The sequence below is a fragment of the Leifsonia sp. NPDC014704 genome (genome assembly GCF_043083605.1).
Taxonomy (GTDB): Bacteria; Actinomycetota; Actinomycetes; order Actinomycetales; family Microbacteriaceae; genus Leifsonia.
The window spans coordinates 2,125,931-2,143,754 of the sequence record NZ_JBIBYW010000001.1 but is presented as its reverse complement, the minus strand read 5'-3'; the positions used below and the strand labels follow the sequence as shown (position 1 = coordinate 2,143,754).

At 69.1% G+C, this 17,824-nt stretch carries 15 protein-coding genes; 11 read left to right on the top strand and 4 right to left on the bottom strand.

The window, feature by feature from the left end; all coding sequences use genetic code 11:
• Nucleotides 1-54 precede the first annotated feature (54 nt).
• Genes mmsA through ACF1AJ_RS10335 form a run of 3 tightly spaced genes read left to right on the top strand, consistent with a single transcriptional unit; the run spans nucleotide 55 to nucleotide 3,692 of the window.
• On the top strand, nucleotides 55-1,599 hold the full coding sequence (gene mmsA, locus ACF1AJ_RS10345; RefSeq protein WP_089880585.1) for a multiple monosaccharide ABC transporter ATP-binding protein: 1,545 nt from the start codon (nucleotides 55-57) through the stop codon (nucleotides 1,597-1,599).
• Nucleotides 1,596-2,771: a multiple monosaccharide ABC transporter permease gene (gene mmsB / locus ACF1AJ_RS10340; protein WP_354478818.1), complete on the top strand. Its 1,176-nt coding sequence runs from the start codon at nucleotides 1,596-1,598 to the stop codon at nucleotides 2,769-2,771. The genes mmsA and mmsB overlap by 4 nt, the downstream gene beginning before the upstream one ends.
• Before the next feature lie 9 nt (nucleotides 2,772-2,780).
• A complete protein-coding gene (locus tag ACF1AJ_RS10335; RefSeq protein WP_391507232.1) occupies nucleotides 2,781-3,692 on the top strand; it encodes an NADP-dependent oxidoreductase in 912 nt (303 codons plus the stop codon).
• A 224-nt stretch (nucleotides 3,693-3,916) separates the two neighbouring features.
• Here ACF1AJ_RS10335 and ACF1AJ_RS10330 read toward each other — a convergent pair whose 3' ends face one another.
• The 3 genes from ACF1AJ_RS10330 to ACF1AJ_RS10320 are packed head-to-tail and all read right to left on the bottom strand — an operon-like array spanning nucleotide 3,917 to nucleotide 5,641.
• Nucleotides 3,917-4,252, bottom strand: a complete 336-nt coding sequence (locus ACF1AJ_RS10330; RefSeq protein ID WP_391507231.1) for a carboxymuconolactone decarboxylase family protein — start codon at nucleotides 4,250-4,252, stop codon at nucleotides 3,917-3,919.
• On the bottom strand, nucleotides 4,249-4,656 hold the full coding sequence (locus tag ACF1AJ_RS10325) for a cupin domain-containing protein (protein ID WP_391507230.1): 408 nt from the start codon (nucleotides 4,654-4,656) through the stop codon (nucleotides 4,249-4,251). The genes ACF1AJ_RS10330 and ACF1AJ_RS10325 overlap by 4 nt, the downstream gene beginning before the upstream one ends.
• 25 nt (nucleotides 4,657-4,681) lie before the next feature.
• A complete protein-coding gene (locus ACF1AJ_RS10320) occupies nucleotides 4,682-5,641 on the bottom strand; it encodes a zinc-dependent alcohol dehydrogenase family protein (protein ID WP_391507465.1) in 960 nt (319 codons plus the stop codon).
• Between ACF1AJ_RS10320 and ACF1AJ_RS10315 the strand changes: the two genes are divergently transcribed.
• Together ACF1AJ_RS10315 and ACF1AJ_RS10310 are read left to right on the top strand one after the other, a co-directional pair.
• Nucleotides 5,616-5,822, top strand: a complete 207-nt coding sequence (locus tag ACF1AJ_RS10315) for a hypothetical protein (RefSeq protein WP_391507229.1) — start codon at nucleotides 5,616-5,618, stop codon at nucleotides 5,820-5,822. The two genes, ACF1AJ_RS10320 and ACF1AJ_RS10315, sit on opposite strands and share 26 nt — an antisense overlap.
• Nucleotides 5,823-5,854: 32 nt before the next feature.
• Nucleotides 5,855-6,631 carry an isocitrate lyase/phosphoenolpyruvate mutase family protein gene (locus ACF1AJ_RS10310; RefSeq protein WP_391507228.1) on the top strand — a complete coding sequence of 259 codons (777 nt, stop codon included), beginning with the start codon at nucleotides 5,855-5,857 and terminating at the stop codon, nucleotides 6,629-6,631.
• 37 nt (nucleotides 6,632-6,668) lie between these two features.
• Here the strand turns inward: ACF1AJ_RS10310 and ACF1AJ_RS10305 are convergent, their stop codons facing one another.
• Nucleotides 6,669-9,377: a CBM35 domain-containing protein gene (locus ACF1AJ_RS10305; RefSeq protein ID WP_391507227.1), complete on the bottom strand. Its 2,709-nt coding sequence runs from the start codon at nucleotides 9,375-9,377 to the stop codon at nucleotides 6,669-6,671.
• A 241-nt stretch (nucleotides 9,378-9,618) separates the two neighbouring features.
• Between ACF1AJ_RS10305 and ACF1AJ_RS10300 the strand changes: the two genes are divergently transcribed.
• From ACF1AJ_RS10300 to ACF1AJ_RS10275, 6 genes are all read left to right on the top strand, one after another.
• On the top strand, nucleotides 9,619-11,754 hold the full coding sequence (locus ACF1AJ_RS10300; protein WP_391507226.1) for a glycoside hydrolase family 36 protein: 2,136 nt from the start codon (nucleotides 9,619-9,621) through the stop codon (nucleotides 11,752-11,754).
• A 37-nt stretch (nucleotides 11,755-11,791) separates the two neighbouring features.
• The gene (locus ACF1AJ_RS10295) at nucleotides 11,792-13,114 is read left to right on the top strand and encodes an ABC transporter substrate-binding protein (protein ID WP_391507225.1); all 1,323 of its coding nucleotides are present in this window, start codon (nucleotides 11,792-11,794) and stop codon (nucleotides 13,112-13,114) included.
• 70 nt (nucleotides 13,115-13,184) lie between these two features.
• Entirely contained in the window at nucleotides 13,185-14,126 is a 942-nt protein-coding gene (locus ACF1AJ_RS10290; RefSeq protein ID WP_391507224.1) for a carbohydrate ABC transporter permease, read from the top strand.
• On the top strand, nucleotides 14,123-14,983 hold the full coding sequence (locus ACF1AJ_RS10285) for a carbohydrate ABC transporter permease (RefSeq protein WP_391507223.1): 861 nt from the start codon (nucleotides 14,123-14,125) through the stop codon (nucleotides 14,981-14,983). Before ACF1AJ_RS10290 ends, ACF1AJ_RS10285 begins: the two co-directional genes overlap by 4 nt.
• Before the next feature lie 31 nt (nucleotides 14,984-15,014).
• On the top strand, nucleotides 15,015-16,037 hold the full coding sequence (locus tag ACF1AJ_RS10280) for a LacI family DNA-binding transcriptional regulator (RefSeq protein WP_391507222.1): 1,023 nt from the start codon (nucleotides 15,015-15,017) through the stop codon (nucleotides 16,035-16,037).
• A 45-nt stretch (nucleotides 16,038-16,082) separates the two neighbouring features.
• Nucleotides 16,083-17,693, top strand: coding sequence for an alpha-amylase family glycosyl hydrolase (locus tag ACF1AJ_RS10275; RefSeq protein ID WP_391507221.1), 1,611 nt, complete (start codon nucleotides 16,083-16,085; stop codon nucleotides 17,691-17,693).
• Nucleotides 17,694-17,824 lie beyond the last annotated feature (131 nt).

The following is a 17,824-nucleotide window of genomic DNA, read 5'->3' as shown; positions in this document are numbered from 1 at the left end:
CCGGTCGGTGACAACGCCGCCGGCCCGGGCCACATTCGCCAAGCAAGGGAGACCATGGCCAACACGATTCTCGAGATGCGAAACATCTCGAAGTCCTTCCCCGGCGTCAAGGCGCTGCAGGATGTCTCGATCAGCGTCGAGGAGGGATCCGTCCACGCGATCTGCGGCGAGAACGGCGCAGGCAAGTCCACGCTCATGAAGGTGCTGTCGGGGGTGTACCCGCACGGGACCTTCGAGGGCGAGATCGTCATGAACGGCGAACCGGTCGAGTTCCGGTCGATCAACGACTCCGAAGCGGCCGGCATCGTCATCATCCACCAGGAGCTGGCGCTGTCGCCGTACCTGTCGATCGCCGAGAACATCTATCTCGGCAACGAGCGGCAGAAGCGCGGGTTCATCGACTGGAACGAGACGAACCTGGAGGCGGCCAAGCTGCTCGCCCGGGTCGGTCTCCACGACAACCCGATCACCAAGATCAAGGACATCGGCGTCGGCAAGCAGCAGCTGGTCGAGATCGCCAAGGCGCTGTCGAAGGAGGTGAAGATCCTCATCCTCGACGAGCCGACGGCCGCGTTGAACGACGAGGACTCCGCGCACCTCCTCGACCTGATCCGTCAGCTCCAGTCGCACGGGATCACGGCGATCATCATCAGTCACAAGCTCAACGAGATCAAGGCGATCGCCGACCGGGTGACGATCATCCGCGACGGCCGCACGATCGAGACGCTCGAGATGGGCACGGAGGGCACCAGCGAGGAGCGCATCATCAAGGGGATGGTGGGCCGGGATGTGGCGAGCCGCTTCCCCGACCACGTCCCCCACATCGGCGAGGAGCTGCTGCGGGTCGAGGATTGGACCGTCCATCACCCGCTCGACCGCACCCGCACGGTCGTGGACAACGTCAGCTTCCACGTGCGCGCCGGCGAGATCGTCGGCATCGCGGGACTGATGGGTGCCGGACGGACCGAGCTCGCGATGAGCATCTTCGGCCGCAGCTACGGGGTCGGGATCAGCGGACGCGTCTACAAGCGCGGGCAGCAGATCTCCGTCAGCACGGTGTCGAAGGCGATCGCGAACGGCATCGCCTACTCGACCGAGGACCGCAAGCACTTCGGGCTCAACCTGATCGACAACATCCAGCGCAACATCTCCATCGCCGCGCTCGACAAGCTCGTCAACTGGTTCAAGTTCGTCAACGACCAGCGGGAGTCGCTGGTGGCGGAGGAGTACCGCCGGACGATGAACATCAAGACGCCGAACGTGCTGACGCTCACCGGGAAGCTCTCCGGCGGCAACCAGCAGAAGGTCGTGCTGTCGAAGTGGATGTACGCCGACCCGGATGTGCTCATCCTCGACGAGCCCACCCGCGGCATCGACGTCGGCGCGAAGTACGAGATCTACACGATCATCGACCGGCTCGCGGACCAGGGGAAGGGCATCATCGTCATCTCCTCCGAACTGCCCGAGCTGCTCGGCATCTGCGACCGCATCTACACCCTGAGCGAGGGCCGGATCACCGCCGATGTCCCGCGCGAGAAGGCAACCGCCGAATACCTCATGCAATTCATGACCCAGGAACGCGAGAAGAACACCGCATGAAATCGCTCACGAAAGCCCTCAGCTACCTGACCAGTCAGCTGCGTCAGATCGGGCTCTTCATCACCCTGATCGCCATCGTGATCTTCTTCCAGATCGCGACAGGAGGCATCACCCTCGCGCCGATCAACGTGTCGAACCTGATCGTGCAGAACAGCTACATCCTCATCCTCGCGATCGGCATGGTGATGGTCATCATCGCCGGCCACATCGACCTGTCGGTGGGAAGCGTCGTGGCGTTCATCGGAGCGATGGCGGGTGTGTTCATCTCCGAATGGCATCTGCCGTGGCCGCTCGCGATCGTGTTCTGCCTGGTGCTCGGCGCCCTGGTCGGAGCGTGGCAGGGCTTCTGGATCGCCTACTTCGGCATCCCGGCGTTCATCGTCACCCTGGCCGGCATGCTCGCATTCCGCGGTGCGGCGCAGATCGCTCTGGGCAACCAGCAGATCTCGTTCTTCCCGAAAGAGTTCCGGGCGATCGGTTCGGGGTTCCTTCCGGCGTTCGGTACGACGGGCTACGAGCCGCTGACGATGATCCTCGGCCTGCTCGCGAGCATCGCGATCCTCGTGTCGTCTCTCCGCCAGCGCGCGGTTCGCCGCAAGTACGACCTCGAGGACGAGCCGCTGTGGTGGTTCGTGGTGAAGCTCGTCTTCCTGATCGCCCTGGTCCTCGTGATGACGGTCCTGCTCGCCAGCTACAACGGCACCCCGATCGTGCTGATCATCCTGGCCGTGCTGGTCGTCGGCTACTCGGCGATCATGAACCGCTCCGTGTTCGGCCGCCACATCTACGCGATCGGCGGCAACCTGGCCGCTGCCGCCCTCTCCGGCGTCAAGACCAAGCGGGTCACCTTCCTGCTGTTCGTCAACATGGGCGTGCTGTCGGCCGTCGCGGGTCTCGTGTTCACCGCGGGCCTGAACCTCGCGAGCCCCAGCGCGGGCAACGGGTTCGAGCTGGACGCGATCTCCGCCGTGTTCATCGGTGGCGCCGCGGTCACGGGCGGCATCGGCACGGTGACCGGCGCCATCATCGGTGGTTTGATCATCGGCGTCCTGAACAACGGCATGTCGATCCTCGGCATCGACAGCGACTACCAGCTGCTCATCAAGGGCCTGGTGCTGCTTGCCGCGGTCGCCTTCGACGTCTACAACAAGAGGCGGTCGGTGGGGCAGTAACCTTCCGGCATGAAGGCGATCACCGTCAGCGATCCCGCCGCTGGAGTCGCGGGAATGAGAGTGGAGGAACGCCCGGCGCCGCACGCGGCCGAGAACGATGTCATCGTCCGCGTGCACGCCGCCGGGTTCACCCCGGGCGAGCTGGAGTGGCCGGCCACCTGGACGGACCGGGCCGGCCACGACCGCACCCCGGCCATCCCCGGGCACGAGCTCGCCGGCGTCGTGACCGAACTCGGGTACGGCACGACCGGCCTGACCGTGGGTCAGCGCGTGTTCGGGCTGGCCGACTGGGCGCGTGACGGCACGCTGGCCGAGTTGGTCGCGGTGGAGGCCAGGAACCTGGCCCCGCTGCCGGCTGATGTGGACTTCGTGACCGCGGCGAGCCTCCCGATCTCTGGTCTGACCGCCTGGCAGGCGCTGTTCCAGCACGGCGGCATCCAGGCGGGACAGACGGTGCTGGTCACCGGAGCCGCGGGCGGCGTCGGGTCGCTCGTCGTCCAGCTCGCGCGCGAGGCCGGTGCGGTCGTCGTCGGCGCCGGGCGGGCGGGGCACCGCGCTCGTGCGACAGAGGCGGGCGCCCACGTGTTCGTCGACACGGAAGAGCTGGCTGCGGCATGGCCCGTCGACCTCGTCGTCGATGTGCTCGGCGGCGAGGTGGGGGCCCGATCGTTGGGCCTGGTGCGACCGGGCGGCCGGTTCGTCACGATCGCTGCTCCACCCCCGTCGGAGCGGCCGGACATCACGGCACTGTTCTTCGTCGTGGAGCCGAGCCGCGTCGAACTGGAGCAGCTGGTCGCCCGCGTGCGGGCGGGCACGTTGCACAGTTTCATCGGCGACGTGGTCGAGCTGGACGGCGCCCCCACCTCGTTCGCGGGCTCGGGCTCGCGGAACGGCAAGACGATCGTGAGGGTGGCGGAGTAGTCCCGTTCGCTGGTTGATCATGCAAGCAGCCTCGCAGCGGAGCCGCCGGCTCGCGCCGGGGCGCCGAGAACTGTGGAGAAACCGCGCGGCAACGCCGAGGGTGCAACGTAGGAGAAAGTGCCGCAAATCTCCGACGCACCGCGGTGCGGATGGAGATTCAGGGCGAGAGCGCCGAGATCTCCGACGGAAGCGGGCGGATCTCCGCCGGGCGGGAAGCTGCGAGATTAGCCCTCTGCCGCGCCGAAGACCTCCTTGGCCATCGCCATGGCGGACATCGCCTTCGGCCAGCCCGCGTAGAACGCGAGGTGCGTGATCGCCTCGATCAGCTCCTGCTCGGTGACACCGTTGTCGCGCGCGAAGGCGAGGTGGAAGCGCAGCTGCTCCACGTTGCCGCCGGTCAGCAGGGCGGCCACCGTGACGAGGCTGCGGTCGCGCTTCGAGAGCTCCGGACGCTCCCACACCTCGTCGAAGAGCACGCGGTCGGTGTAGTGCACGAGGCCGGGGGCGAAGTCGCCGAAGGCGCGCTGCCCGCCGGTCCAGCCGGTGGTCTCGTCGCTCATGCGCTCCGCCCCTCGTACTCGTCGTCGGTGATGTGCTCTTTCCACGTGGTGGTGTCGGCCGGGTCGTCGGCCGACTCCAGCATCGCGATGTGCTCCATGAAGCAGCCCGGCGCGGCGGCGTGCCAGTGGTCCTGGCCCGGCGGCGTGTAGAGGGTGTCGCCGGGATGCACCTCGATGATGTTGCCGTCGCGGTCGCCGAACCGGGCGACACCGGCGGTGACCCGGAGGTACTGCCCGCGGGCGTGGCTGTGCCACGCGGTGCGGGCGCCCGGAGCGAACCGTACGAGGGCGACCGTCATGCGCTGGTCGGCCTCGTGCGGCCCGGCGATCGGATCGACCCAGACGTCGCCGGCGAACTGCTCCGGCGGGTTCTTCACCGTGGGGGTCCGTGGCTCGATGTTCATATTGTTCCTTCCTCGGCGCTCGTGCTCAGAGGGTGAGCAGGACCTTGGTGGCGCGTCGCTCATCCATCGCCCGGTAGCCCTCCGCGGCGTCCTCGAGCGGGAGGGTGAGGTCGAAGACCGCGCCGGGGTCGATCTCACCGTCCATGATCAGCCCGACCAGCTCCGGGAGGAAGCGCCGCACGGGAGCCGGTCCGCCGTGCAGGTGGACACCGGAGAAGAACAGCTCCAGGCCGGGAAGCTCGACGTCATGCGAGACGCCGACGTAGCCGACGTGGCCGCCGGCGCGCGTGGCGCGGATGGCCTGCATCATCGACTCCTGGGTGCCGACCGCCTCGATGGTGGAGTGTGCGCCGAGGCCATCGGTGAGCTCCTTGATGCGCTCGACGCCCGCGTCGCCGCGCTCCTCCACGATGTCGGTCGCGCCGAAGCGGCGCGCCAGCGCCTGCCGATCGGCGTGGCGGCTCATCGCGATGACCCGCTCCGCACCGAGCCGCCGGGCGGCGAGGATGCCGAGCAGCCCGACCGCGCCGTCACCGACCACGGCGACCGTCTTGCCCGGCCCGGCCTCTGCGGCGACGGCGGCGAACCATCCCGTGCCGAGCACATCGGAGGCGGCGAGCAGTCCGCGCAGCTGGCGGTCGTCGGGTTCGCCCGGCACGACGACGAGCGTGCCGTCGGCCAGTGGGACGCGCAGGTGCTCCGCCTGCGTGCCCAGCGATCCCATCGGGACGCGGTGGACGCAGTGCGACTCGTAGCCGGCCTGGCAGATCTCGCAGGTGCCGTCGGAGGCGAAGAACGATCCGACCACGACGTCGCCGACCTTCACGGAGGTCACCGCGTCGCCGATCTCCTCCACCACACCGACGTACTCGTGGCCCATCGGCGTCGGACCGTCCAGCGGGTCCGTCCCACGGTAGGGCCACAGGTCCGAGCCGCAGATGCAGGCGGCGGAGACGCGAATGACCGCGTCCGTCGGCTGCTCGATGGTCGGGTCGTCGCGGTCCTCTCATGTCGTGCTCGTCTACACCGCGGAGCCCGGGTCGGAGTCGGCGCAGAAGCTCCGGCTGCTCGCGTCGTGGGCGGCAGAGCACCCGGCTACGCAGGAGGGGATGGCCGCCGCTGCCACGAGCGGGCTATCCTCGCCCCGTGATGGGGAGGGCCGGTAGGGCTCTCCAGCGCGTCCCATGAGGGGGAGCCGATGACGTTCCACAAACTCCACGACGGCGACCGGCCGCTCCTTCTGCCGAATGCGTGGGATGTCGGGTCGGCGATCGCCTTCGCCGCAGCGGGCTTCCCGGCGATCGGGACGACGAGCTTCGGCGTGAACGCTGCGTCGGGTCGCCCGGACGCGGAGGGCGCGAGCCGGGAGGCGACGCTCGCCCTTGTCGCCCGGATCACCGCACTCCCGGTGTACATCTCGGCGGACATCGAGGACGGCTTCAGCGACGACTCGGAGGAGGTCGCGGACCTCGTCGCCGGCCTGGGCGTCGCCGGCGTGAACCTGGAGGACTCCGCCGGCGGTCATCTCGTCGACCCCGCCATCTCCGCGGCCAAGATCGCGGCGATCTCGCGGAGTGCGCCCGGGGTGTTCGTGAACGCCCGCGTCGACTCCTATTGGTTTCACGAGGAGGCGACCGTCGACGCCGTCGCCGAGCGTGCGAAGCGGTACGCCGACGCCGGGGCCGACGGCATCTTCGTGCCGGGCGTCTCGGACCCGGCGACGATCGAGCAGCTGGCCGCGGCCATCCCGCTGCCCCTCAACGTGCTCGTCGTCCCCGGGCTGACCCTCGACCGCCTGGGCGAGCTGGGCGTGCGGCGCGTCAGCACCGGCTCCCTGCCCTACCGGGTCGCGATCGACGCGGCAGTGGATGTGGCGGCGGCGGTGCGGGACGGCCGCGACCTCCCGACGGCCACCTCCTATGCGGAGGCCCAACAGCGGCTGATCGACTTCGCGCGAGCGGCGCCGGAGCCGTGAGGCTCCGACGCCGCCCGTCGTCCGTACCCGGTGCCGGCTACTTCGCGCCGAGCCCGGTCTGCCGCTTCGCGATCGACGGTGCCGCACCGACGAACTTCGCCAGTGTGACGGTGTCGACGTTCGGTCCGTACGCCGTGGCGTTGCCCAGGGTGAGCGCGCCGCCGCCGGTCGACAGCGTCACCGGGACCGTCTTGTCCCAATAGCTGCTCCACGAGTAGTTGTGGCGGAAGGCGGCGCGGGTGGTGGCGCCGCCGGCCTCCGTCACATCCAGGAAACGGCTGATCACCTGCGGGTTGTAGTTGATCGCCGCAGACTTGTCGGCGTTGGCTGCTCCGATGACGAGCTGGTAGTCGCCCGCCGCGAAGCCGCTCGGCCGCGGGACGGTCAGCGTGTTCGCCGGGCCGTTTCCGAGGTAGCCGACATGGCGGACCAGGCCCTGCGCATCCGCGGATCCGTTCGAGCCGGCCGGGTCGGTCTGCACGACCGCCGCGCCGGACAGGGGCAGAGCCTCGGCCTCGCTGCGGAAGACGAGAGCCGCATCCGCGTCGGACGCCTTCTGCGCCGCACTCCGGATCGTCGACACCTCGCCGACCAGCACGGTGCCCGCCACCGCGCGGACGGTGAGCTCGTTCACTCCCTGCGGGAGGAACAGCCGCACGGTCGCATCGAAGACGCCCGGTCCGGTGGAGGCCGGAAGGGCGACCGTCCGGCCGTTCGCGACCAGGGAGGGTGTCGCCCCGCGACCCGTCGACGCGAAGTGCGTCGTCACGTCGTAGTAGCCCGTCTCCGCAGTGGTCGCGTAGAAGGTGGCGGCGCCGTCGCCTGTCACCGAGGCGTAGCCCCGCGCGGCCGGCTGTTTCCAGGAGAGGGTCGCCCCGCCGGAGAGGCGGGCGTCGACGGCCGGGTACGTCGCCCGCTCACCCGAGGTGACATCGTGGAGGTCGAACCGGTCGAGCGTGATGTCCGCACCGGGCAGCAGGGTCGTCCCGTCGACGCTCGCCCGCAGCGACAGCGCGTGAGTGCCCGCGGTCAGGTGGATCGTGGCATCCGCCGTCCCGCGGTATCCCCAGCCGAGATCGGCGGAGTACTTCACCAGCTGGCCGAAGGCGCCGTCGACGAACAGCGCGTGCTGCCCGGGCGACGCGTTCGTGCCGCTGAGCACCGACAGCCGGTAGTCGCCGGTCGTCGGCACGGTCACGTTCCAGGTCGCGGAGGAGCCGGCGCGGTTGAACGAGCCGACGTCCTTGCCGCCGGACGCCATGAAGGACCACTCGCGCGACGGGTCCTGCGTGTAGACGGTTGCGTTCGCGAGAGTCGCGTTCTCGGCCTCCGTGCTGTTCACCAGGTCTGCCGACACGGGTTGCGGATCGGTGAGCCGCGGCGTGATCTCCAGCTGGTACGCCGAGTAGCGGTCACTGTTCGGAACGGTCACCGAGAGCCGGCCGTCCGTGACCTCCGCGGTCGTCGACAGGATCACCGGAGGCTGCAGCGAGGCACCCTCCGCGCCGTTGAGGCGGTCGGCGCGGACGCGCACGTCGACGGTCGAGCCGAAGGTGGATGCGTCGAGTCCCTTCACATCGACCGCTACGTCCGAGGATCCTCCGCCGAACAGCACGGTGGCCGTGCGAGCACCGGTGTCGATGGCGGCGAGGCCCTGGAGGGAGTCCGGCGTGTTCAGCTTCGGCGGGGTGACCTGCGCGGTCGTGGAGCCGGCGAGGTCGCCGTACCAGTTGAACATCCACCATCCGCCGTTCGCCCCGTTGTTGCGCGAGGAGTTGTCGGAGAGGTTGCCCGCGTAGTTCCAGTACGCCGTCTGCGCGTCGACCTTCTCGCTCTCGAACATCGAGATCCACTGGATGAGCTGGCCGGGCACGCCCATGTCGCGCAGCATCCCGAACTCGGTGATGTTGACAGGGATGGGCGCGATCCCGAGCCGCTGGAGCAGTGCGGTGTACTCGTCGTGGTGGCCTCGGAACGTGGCGAGGTTGTAGGTGCCGAGCTCGTGCCAGATGAAGATGTCCGGGAGTTCGGAGTGGGCCTTGGCGTAGGCGAGGATGTCGGCGCTCCGGTCCGGGCGCCAGACGGCGTCGCCCGGGCCTCCGACGCGGGCGTGCCCGAGGCCGTGCTCGGCGTAGACGCCCTGGATCACCTGGTAGGCGGCCGACCAGTCGGCGAGGAACTGCTCCTTCTGCGTCGACCAGTTCGGGTACCAGTTGCCGCCGTCGGGTTCGTTGAACGGGATGAAGACGTACTTCTCGGGATGCTTCGACGTCGTCGCGACGTCCTCGACGACTTTCTTGAGGATGGGGAGGTAGTCCCAGACCCCGTCGCCGTTCGCGTCGCCCGGCCGTGTGCCGCCGTTGTAGGGCCAGTCCGGATACATGTCCTGCGCGTAGACGTAGAGGTCCTGGCCTCCGCCGGCGAAGAACGACGACTCGACCTGCAGTGCATCGCCGTTGGGATGCTGAGCACCGAAGGGCGGCTTCTGCGACGTGTTGGTGATGTGGGCGCCGTTCAGGACGGACTGGCTCGGAACCCCGTCGTCGCCGAGCCCGTAGAGCGTGCCGGTGGCGCCACCCCGGAAGGTGCCGGTGGTCTGGGAGAAGTCGACACCGAGGTGGTCGACGCCGGCGGCGCCGGCGGGAAGGGCGGAGAGGCCGCTCACCGCGAGGGCGAGCCCGGCAGTGATGGCGATCGAGGGCGGGAGGATGCTGCGCAGGCGGCGCCTGCGATGTGTTCCGTTCACGCGGTACTCCTTCGTACGGATCGGTTGGACGGTTCCGGGCTCGCGTCGGGTCTCCACTGTGGAGCGCCATTCTGAAACCGCTATCATGATAGCGATATCGCCAACGGTCGCAAGTGTCGATGTCTGCCAGTGATCGCAGTGCTGATAGCGCTATCAGAAAAGACTTGCGCTGCGTTCTGATAGCGCTATCATGAACCGACGCGGCAACCGACCGCCACCATCCACGATGACGAGGAGACCGATGACCGACCGCCTGAGCTGGGGCACCGAGAAGCTGACCGTCGAGATCGAATGGTCGGCCGACTCCGCGCCCCGAATCGCCGCGGTCGAGCACGACGGGCTGCGGCTCGACATGCCCGCTGGGCTCCCGCTGGTGGACGTGCTCGCGGTCAACCAGGGTCACTCGCTCGCCAGCGACCGGCTGGTCCACACGGCGATCGGGCACGACCTCCGTTACGCCGGCCACGACGAGGCGGCCACCGCCACCGGATCCGCATTGCGGGTCCGGCTCGACCACGCACAGACCGGCCTCCGCATCGAGCTGCTCCTCGAGCTCACCGACGGCCTGTCGGTGCTCCGTTCGTCCGCCACCGTCCTCAATGACGGTCACGAGCCCGTCGTGCTCCGCTCCATCCCATCGCTCGCGCTCTATCTCGGGGGCAACGGCCGCAGCAGCATCCGCGAGTGGGAGGTCTACCACGCGCTCAGCGACTGGCTGGGCGAAGGGCGATGGGTGCGCGAGCCCCTCAACGGCGTCCGCTTCCCGCGCCTCGAACAGCAGCTGACCAACCACAATCCGCGCGGAGAGTTCAGCGTGATCTCCTCCGGCACCTGGTCCACCGGCAAGCACCTGCCCGTCGCCGCGGTGCGGTCGACGCGGCTCGGAGCCGCCTGGGCCTGGCAGATCGAGCACAACGGCGCTTGGCGCTGGGAGGTGGGGGAGGACACCGCGAGCGGCTACCTCGCCCTCTCCGGTCCCACCGACACCGACCACCAGTGGAGCGAGGAGCTCCGGCCGGGAGAGTCGTTCACCACGGTCACCGTCGCCCTGGCTCTCGCCCGCGACGTCACCTCGGCGATCGGCCAGCTGACCGCCTACCGGCGCGCACACCGGCGGCCCCATCCCGACAACAGCGCGATGCCCGTCGTCTTCAACGACTACATGAACACGCTGAACGGCGACCCGACGACGGAGAAGCTGCTCCCGCTCATCGACGCGGCCGCCCGCGTCGGCGCCGAGGTGTTCTGCATCGACGCCGGCTGGTACGACGACAGCGGCGAATGGTGGGACACCGTGGGGGAGTGGATGCCGAGCACCACACGTTTCCCCGGCGGGCTCTCGGAGGTCATCGACCACATCCGAGACGCCGGCATGGTGCCCGGCCTCTGGCTCGAGCCCGAGGTCATCGGGGTGAACAGCCCGATGGCCGACCGTCTGCCGGACGGCGCCTTCCTGCAGCGCAAGGGCGAGCGCGTCGTCGAGCACCACCGCTACCACCTCGACCTCCGGCATCCGGCGGCGCGCGAGCACCTGGACTCCGTCGTCGACCGGCTCGTGCACGAGTTCGGGATCGGCTTCTTCAAGCTCGACTACAACATCAACCCGGGGCCGGGGACCGATCGGGATGCGGACAGCGTCGGCGCCGGACTGCTGGCCCACAACCGCGCCCACCTCGACTGGCTCGACGGTGTGCTCGACCGCCACCCCGGTCTCGTGCTCGAGAACTGCGGTTCCGGGGCGATGCGCTCCGACTACGCCATGCTCTCCCGGCTGCAGATGCAGTCCACCTCCGACCAGCAGGACTTCCTCAAGTACCCGCCGATCGCGGCGAGCGCGCCCGCGGCGATGCTGCCGGAGCAGGCGGCGAGCTGGGCGTATCCGCAGCCGGAGATGACGATGGAGGAGGTCGCCTTCTGCCTCGCCACGGGGCTCCTCGGCCGCTACTACGTCTCCGGGCATCTGGCGCGCATGGACGCCGATCGCCTGGCGCTCGTCTCCGACGCGGTCGGGGTCGCCAAGCAGCTGCGCGGCGAGCTCACCGCATCCACCCCCTTCTGGCCGCTCGGCATCCCCACCTGGGACGCGGGGTGGACCTCGCTGGGGCTCGCGATCGACGACGGCGCCCTGGTGGCCGTCTGGAACCGCGACCCGGCGACCCCCGAGACCCGGCTCTCCCTTCCGGCGTTCGCCGGACGCGAGCTCACGGTCTCGACCGTCTTCCCGCGATCCCTTCCCGACTGGGAGACCCACTGGGACGCGGGGACAGGAGAACTCACCGTCACCAGCCGCACCGGCGAGGTCGGCGCGCGGGTCCTCCGCCTCCAGGCCGCGACGAACATCGCGTCCGCACCGCATTCCGCGACCCGAACCCAGTAGCGCTACCGTCGCTACGTCACTCAAGGAGAGCAGTTCAATGAAGATCGCTTGGAAGGGAGCCGCCTCGATCGCGGCCATCGCCGCCGCCGCGGCGCTCGTGCTGTCGGGGTGCAGCGACCCCGGATCCGGAGGCGGCAGCGCGGGCAGCGCGTCGTGGCCGGCGCAGGACACCAAACTCGACGGCGTCGACCTCACGATCTGGGCCGCGCAGAACTCGAACAAGACCCCCGAGAGCGTGATCACGGGCTTCGAGAAGCTGACCGGCGCGAAGGTGAAGGTCGTCACCATCCCCGACCCGTACGAGCAGGGCGTGCAGACCAAGGTCGCGACGGGTGACAAGCCGGACCTCGCCTTCTGGCAGCCCACCGCGTCCGAGCTCACCGCGCTCAACGCGACGCAGAACCTGCAGTCGCTCGAAGGCGCTCCCTGGGTGAAGAACTACACGGGAAACCTCGCCGATATGACGGGCACGCTCGACGGCACGCGCTACGCCGCCCTGGTGACCACCCCGGCCGTCATCGGCGTCTACTACAACAAGGAGGTGTTCTCGCAGAACGGGATCACCACCACCCCGAAGAACTGGGACGAGTTCATCGCCCTGGCCGAGCAGTTGAAGGCCAAGGGAGTCGACCCCTTCTACGAGATGGGCGGCGACAAGTGGGCCACCCAGTGGTGGGTGCAGGCGCAGCTGGCCGACGCCGCCAAGGACGGCCTCTGGGACAAGGTGAACAAGAACGAGGAGAAGTTCACCGACCCGACCATCCAGGGCGCGATCGACACCTATCAGAAGCTGATCCAGCAGGGGCTGTTCAACTCCGACATCAAGACCGCGACGTTCGTCGACCAGGGGAACGCCCTGCTCGGCGGAAAGGCGGCCATGGCGATGCAGGTCAACTCGTTCTTCGGCGAGCTGCAGGCCACCTCCAACACCGAGGAGCTGAACAAGAAGATCGGCTTCTTCCCGATCTCGCCGAAGGGCAACGTCGGCACGTACATCCCGGACCAGTCGAACGCCCTCGTCGCCTTCAAGACCGGTGACAGCAAGCGGGAGGCCGCCGCCCGCCAGTTCCTCAGCTACTGGCTCGGAGACGGGTACGCCGACTTCGTGAAGGCGCAGTCGACCGTGTCCCTGATCAAAGGCGTCGACACCCCCAGCACCGTCCCCACCGCCCTCACCGATGTGGCCGCATCCCTCGACGGGTCGGTCGGTTCGATGCAGGCGCTCGCCGTCGCGAACCCCGATCTGTACCTAAACCTCGCCGACATGATCCAGGGGACGAAGACCCCGGTCCAGGTTGCAGAGGCGACACAGGCGCAGTTCGCACAGCTCGCGAAGGCCCAGGGAGTCAAGGGCTTCTAGCCGACGGGCGCCGGGGCGGGCCCCCCCCCCGCCCCGGCGCTTCCCGACCACTCGCAGAAAGGCAGACACCGTGACCGCCCAACTCGCCCCGCCCGCCCCCGCGGCCGCGCCGACGGCCCGCTCGAGTGCGCCGCGACCGCGAGGCCGCCGACGGCAGGACCACCCCGCTTGGTTCCTGGTGCCCGCGCTCCTCGTCCTGATCGTCTTCTTCTTCGTCCCGACGATCTTCAACTTCGTGTACGCGTTCACGAACTGGTCCAGCTTCCACAGCGACATCGGTTTCGTCGGCACCGACAACTTCGCCGCCCTCTTCACCAACGGCAGCCTGCTGAACGACCTGCGGATCACGCTCGTCTACGCCATCCTCGTCGCCGTGTTCCAGAATGTGTTCGGCCTGGTCCTCGCGCTCGTGCTGGAGCGCGACACCGCGATCAACCGCTTCGCGCGCGTCGCCTTCTTCGTCCCCGTCGTGATGTCGGCGCTCGCCGTCGGCTACATCTTCCAGGCGATGCTGAAGCCCGAGGGCGCGCTCAACCAGATCCTCGGCTTCGTCACCGGGCAGCACGTGTCCATCGCGTGGCTCGGCAGCACCACGTGGACCATCGTCGTCGTCGCCCTGATCCACGCGTGGAAGTGGATGGGCCTCTCCATGCTGATCTACCTGGCCGGTCTCAAGACCATCAACGAGGACATCCTGGAGGCCGCCCGCCTCGACGGCGCCGGCTGGTGGACGACGTTCCGCACCATCCGGTTCCCCCTCCTCGCGCCCGCCGTGACGTTCAACGTCGCGACCGCCTTGCTCGGCTCGATGAACGGCTTCGACATCGTCCAGGCGACGACGGGAGGCGGCCCGGGCGGCACGACGGAGCTGCTCAACATCTTCATCTTCCGCACATTCGGGCAGGGACTGTTCGCGCAGGCGACCACCATGAGCCTCACCCTGTTCCTCATGGTGACGGTCCTGGCCTTCCCGGTCATCTACTTCCTCCGCAGAAGGGAGAACGTGCTGTGAGCGCGCTCGCCTCCACCACACGCCGTCGCCGCCGGCCCCTGAAGCCCTCGCGCGTCGTCCAGCCGATCGTCGCCATCCTGCTGGTCGTGCTGCTGCTCGGCATCCCCTTCTGGCTGGTCCTCGTGACCGCGGGAAAAGACCAGGCCGAGGCCCTCAACCCCAGCCTGGCGCTGCCGACCAGCTGGCACCTGCTGCAGAACTTCGCGACCGTTCTGGACCAGGGACGCATGGTCCCCGCCTTCTTCGGCAGCCTGCTCATCATGGTGCCGTCGGTGTTCGGCGTCCTCCTCCTCGGCGCGATGGCGTCGTGGATCCTGGGCCGACGGCGCGGGCGCGCGATCTCGTTCGTGTACGCCCTCGGCGTCAGCGGGATCGTGCTCCCGCCCGCGGTCGTGACCATCGTGCTCCTGCTCCGCCAGCTGGGGCTCGCGGGCACGGCGGTCGGGATGATCGGCGTCTACATGGGCATGTACATGTCGACCGTCATCTTCTTCGTGACGGGTTTCGTCCGCACCATCCCGGTCGAGCTCGAAGAGGCGGCGCGCGTGGACGGCGCCGGCCCGGTGAAGGTGTTCTTCCGTGTCATCCTGCCGCTCCTGACCCCGACGCTCGCGACGGCGACCATCCTCATCTGCCTCTACATCTGGAACGACGTGTTCTACGCGCTGTTCGTGGTCGGAGGACGGCTCGACACCCTCCCGCTGAACCTCTACCAGGTCGCCAGCGCCGGTCTGTACCTGCAGAACTGGCACCTGATCTTCGCCTACATCATCCTGATGAGCCTTCCGCTGCTGATCACCTTCACGGTGATGCAGCGCCGCATCATCTCGGGCATCACCAGCGGGGCCGTGAAGTGACGGAGCGGGGCGCCTGGCTATGCTGAGGGCGATGCCGAACAACGCGCCGAAACCGCCCGTGATCAGCGACGTCGCGCGCCGCGCCGGCGTCTCGGTCCCGACGGTGTCGCGCGTCCTCAACGGCGCCGCGTACGTGTCCGACGAGAAGCGCTCACGCGTCATGGAGGCGATCCGGGAGCTCGACTTCCGTCCCTCCGCCGCGGCACGCGCCTTAGTGGCCCGCCAGCCGCGCCTGATCGCCGTGATCGCCGGCAACACCTCCCGATACGGGTACGCCGAGACGATCCGTGGCATCGAGGAGCGCGCCCGCGCGGCCGGCTACACCGTGAGCATCACCGTGGTGGAGTCCGCCGACGATGAGACCGTCGACGGGGCCGTGTCGCTCGTCCTCGATCAGCCGATCGCTGGCGTCGTCGTGCTCAAGTTCGACCCGCCGGGAGTGGCGGCGCTTCATCGGCTGCCGAAATCCATCCCGACCGTGTCGATCTCCGGCGTCCGGGAGTCGGGGGTTCCCCAGGCGGTGCTCGCCGAGGCGGACGCCGCGGAAGAGGTCGTCGACTACCTCCTGGAGCTCGGCCACTCGACCGTCCATCACGTGCGCGTGCCGCCGTCGCGCAAGGAGGACGGCCGCACGACCGGCTGGAAGCGGGCGCTGACCGCCCACGGAGCCCCGGTCCCCCCGCCGGTCGACGCGACCTGGGAGCCGGAGTCCGGGCGCGAGATCGGCCGCGCGCTCGCCGACGACCCGTCCGTCACCGCTGTGTTCTGCGGAAACGACGAGATCGCGATGGGAGTCATCCGCGGCCTGGTCGAGAAGGGCAAGCGCGTGCCGCAGGACGTCAGCGTCGTCGGGTTCGACGACCATCCGCTCGCCCGGATGTGGAGCCCGCCGCTGACCACGGTGGACCAGGACTTCGTCGGGCTCGGCTCCCGCGCCTACGACCTGCTCGAGGGCGTGATCGCGGGCGGCAAGGTACGGAAGTTCTCCTCGGAGCGCCCGACCGTCGTCATCCGTGAGAGCACGGCGCCGCCGCCCGACTGGCGGCCCCGGTGATGCCGGTCGCGGCCCGGCCAGATCGCGAGGGCGTATGACTGGAGCATGACGAACACTGCTGCCACAACTGACGGCTGGGCGGGCGCCTGGGCCGGCGACCCCGGCGAGCTGGTGTACGGGCTCGACCTGTCGCGGTTCGCGGACGGCGACGGCGACGGGTTCGGCGACTTCGCGGGGGCGATCGAGCACCTGGACTACGTCGCCTCGCTTGGTGTGACCTGGATCTGGCTGCTGCCGTTCTATCCCAGTGCCCGCCGGGACAACGGGTACGACGTGGACGACCATCTCGCGGTCGACCCGCGGTTCGGAGACCTCGACAGCCTGCGCGCCTTCCTCGACGCGGCGCACGAGCGGGGGATGCGCGTCCTCATCGACGCGGTGCTTCACCACACCTCCGACCGGCACGGCTGGTTCCGTGCGGCGGTCGACGCCCCGGACTCCACGGCGGGACGCTTCTTCATCTGGAGTGAGGACGACTCGGTCGAGCCGGGCGACCATCCCATGTTCCCGGGGGAGGACGACGCCGTCTGGGCCTACGAGCCCCAGGCCGGCCGGTACTACCACCACCAGTTCTACGCGTTCCAGCCGGACCTGAACGCGACGGACCCGGACGTGTTCGAGGAGATCGTCCGAGTGCTCAGCTACTGGCTGGGCGTCGGCGTCGACGGCTTCCGCATCGACGCGGCCCTGCTGATCGTGCAGGGAAAAGGGCGGCCGGACACGGATGTCGATGACGGCTCGTTCTTCGACCGCCTGCGCGCACGGCTCCGCGAGGTGAAGGAGGATGTGGCGCTGATCGCCGAGGCGGACGAGTCGCCCGAACTCATGGCGGCCCTCGTCGAACGCGGCCGCTTCGAGGCGGTCATCGACTTCACGCTCAACAACTCCCTGATCCTCGCGCTCACGCGCGGCCGGGCGCAGCCGCTCGTGGATGCGCTGCGGCGGCTGGACGACACCATCCCGCCCGATGCGCGCCTCAACTTCGTGCACAACGCCGATGAGCTCGACCTTCAGCAGTTGAGCGACGACGAGCGGAAGGAGGCGTTCGAGCACTTCGCGCCCGACCCCTCCATGCTGATCTACGGCCGCGGAATCCGGCGCGGCTGGGCTCCGATGATGCAGCCGGAGCAACGGGTGCGGATGACGCTGAGCCTGCTGTACGCGCTCCCGGGCGTCCCGCTGCTGCTCGCCGGGCAGGAGCTCGGGGTCGGCGACGACCTGAGCATCGAGGGGCGCGGGGCGGCCCGGACCACGATGCAGTGGGACGACTCCCGGTGGGGCGGGTTCACGAGCGCGGAGGAGTCGCCGCTCACCCTGCCGGCGCAGGTGGACGGGCCGTACGGGTTCCGGGAGGTCAACGTCCGGGCTCAGGAGGACGACCCGGCGTCGCTGCTGACCCTCGTGCGGACGATCTCAGACCTCCGACGGTCGAAGGGGGCGGCCGCAGCCGGATGGACCGCGCACGACATCGGCGCCCCCTCCGTCCTCGCCCTGCGCCGGGACGGGCTCCTCACCCTGCACAACTTGTCGGACGAGTCGGTCGAGATCGACCTCGACCGCCACTTCGACTGCGGCGACCAGCCGGAGGCACCGCTCACGGAGGGATGGGACGGCCGAGTCCTCAGTCCGTACGGCTTCGCGTGGGTGTCGCTGTGAGCGCATCCGACGACCTGTCGACCGCGGGGTGACCTGTTCGACACCGCGTACAGCGCCGACCGACGGTGGCCCGGCCTAGCATCGCAGTGCGCGCGGCCCGTCGTGGAAGGCCGCGCGCACTCTCTTCCTCC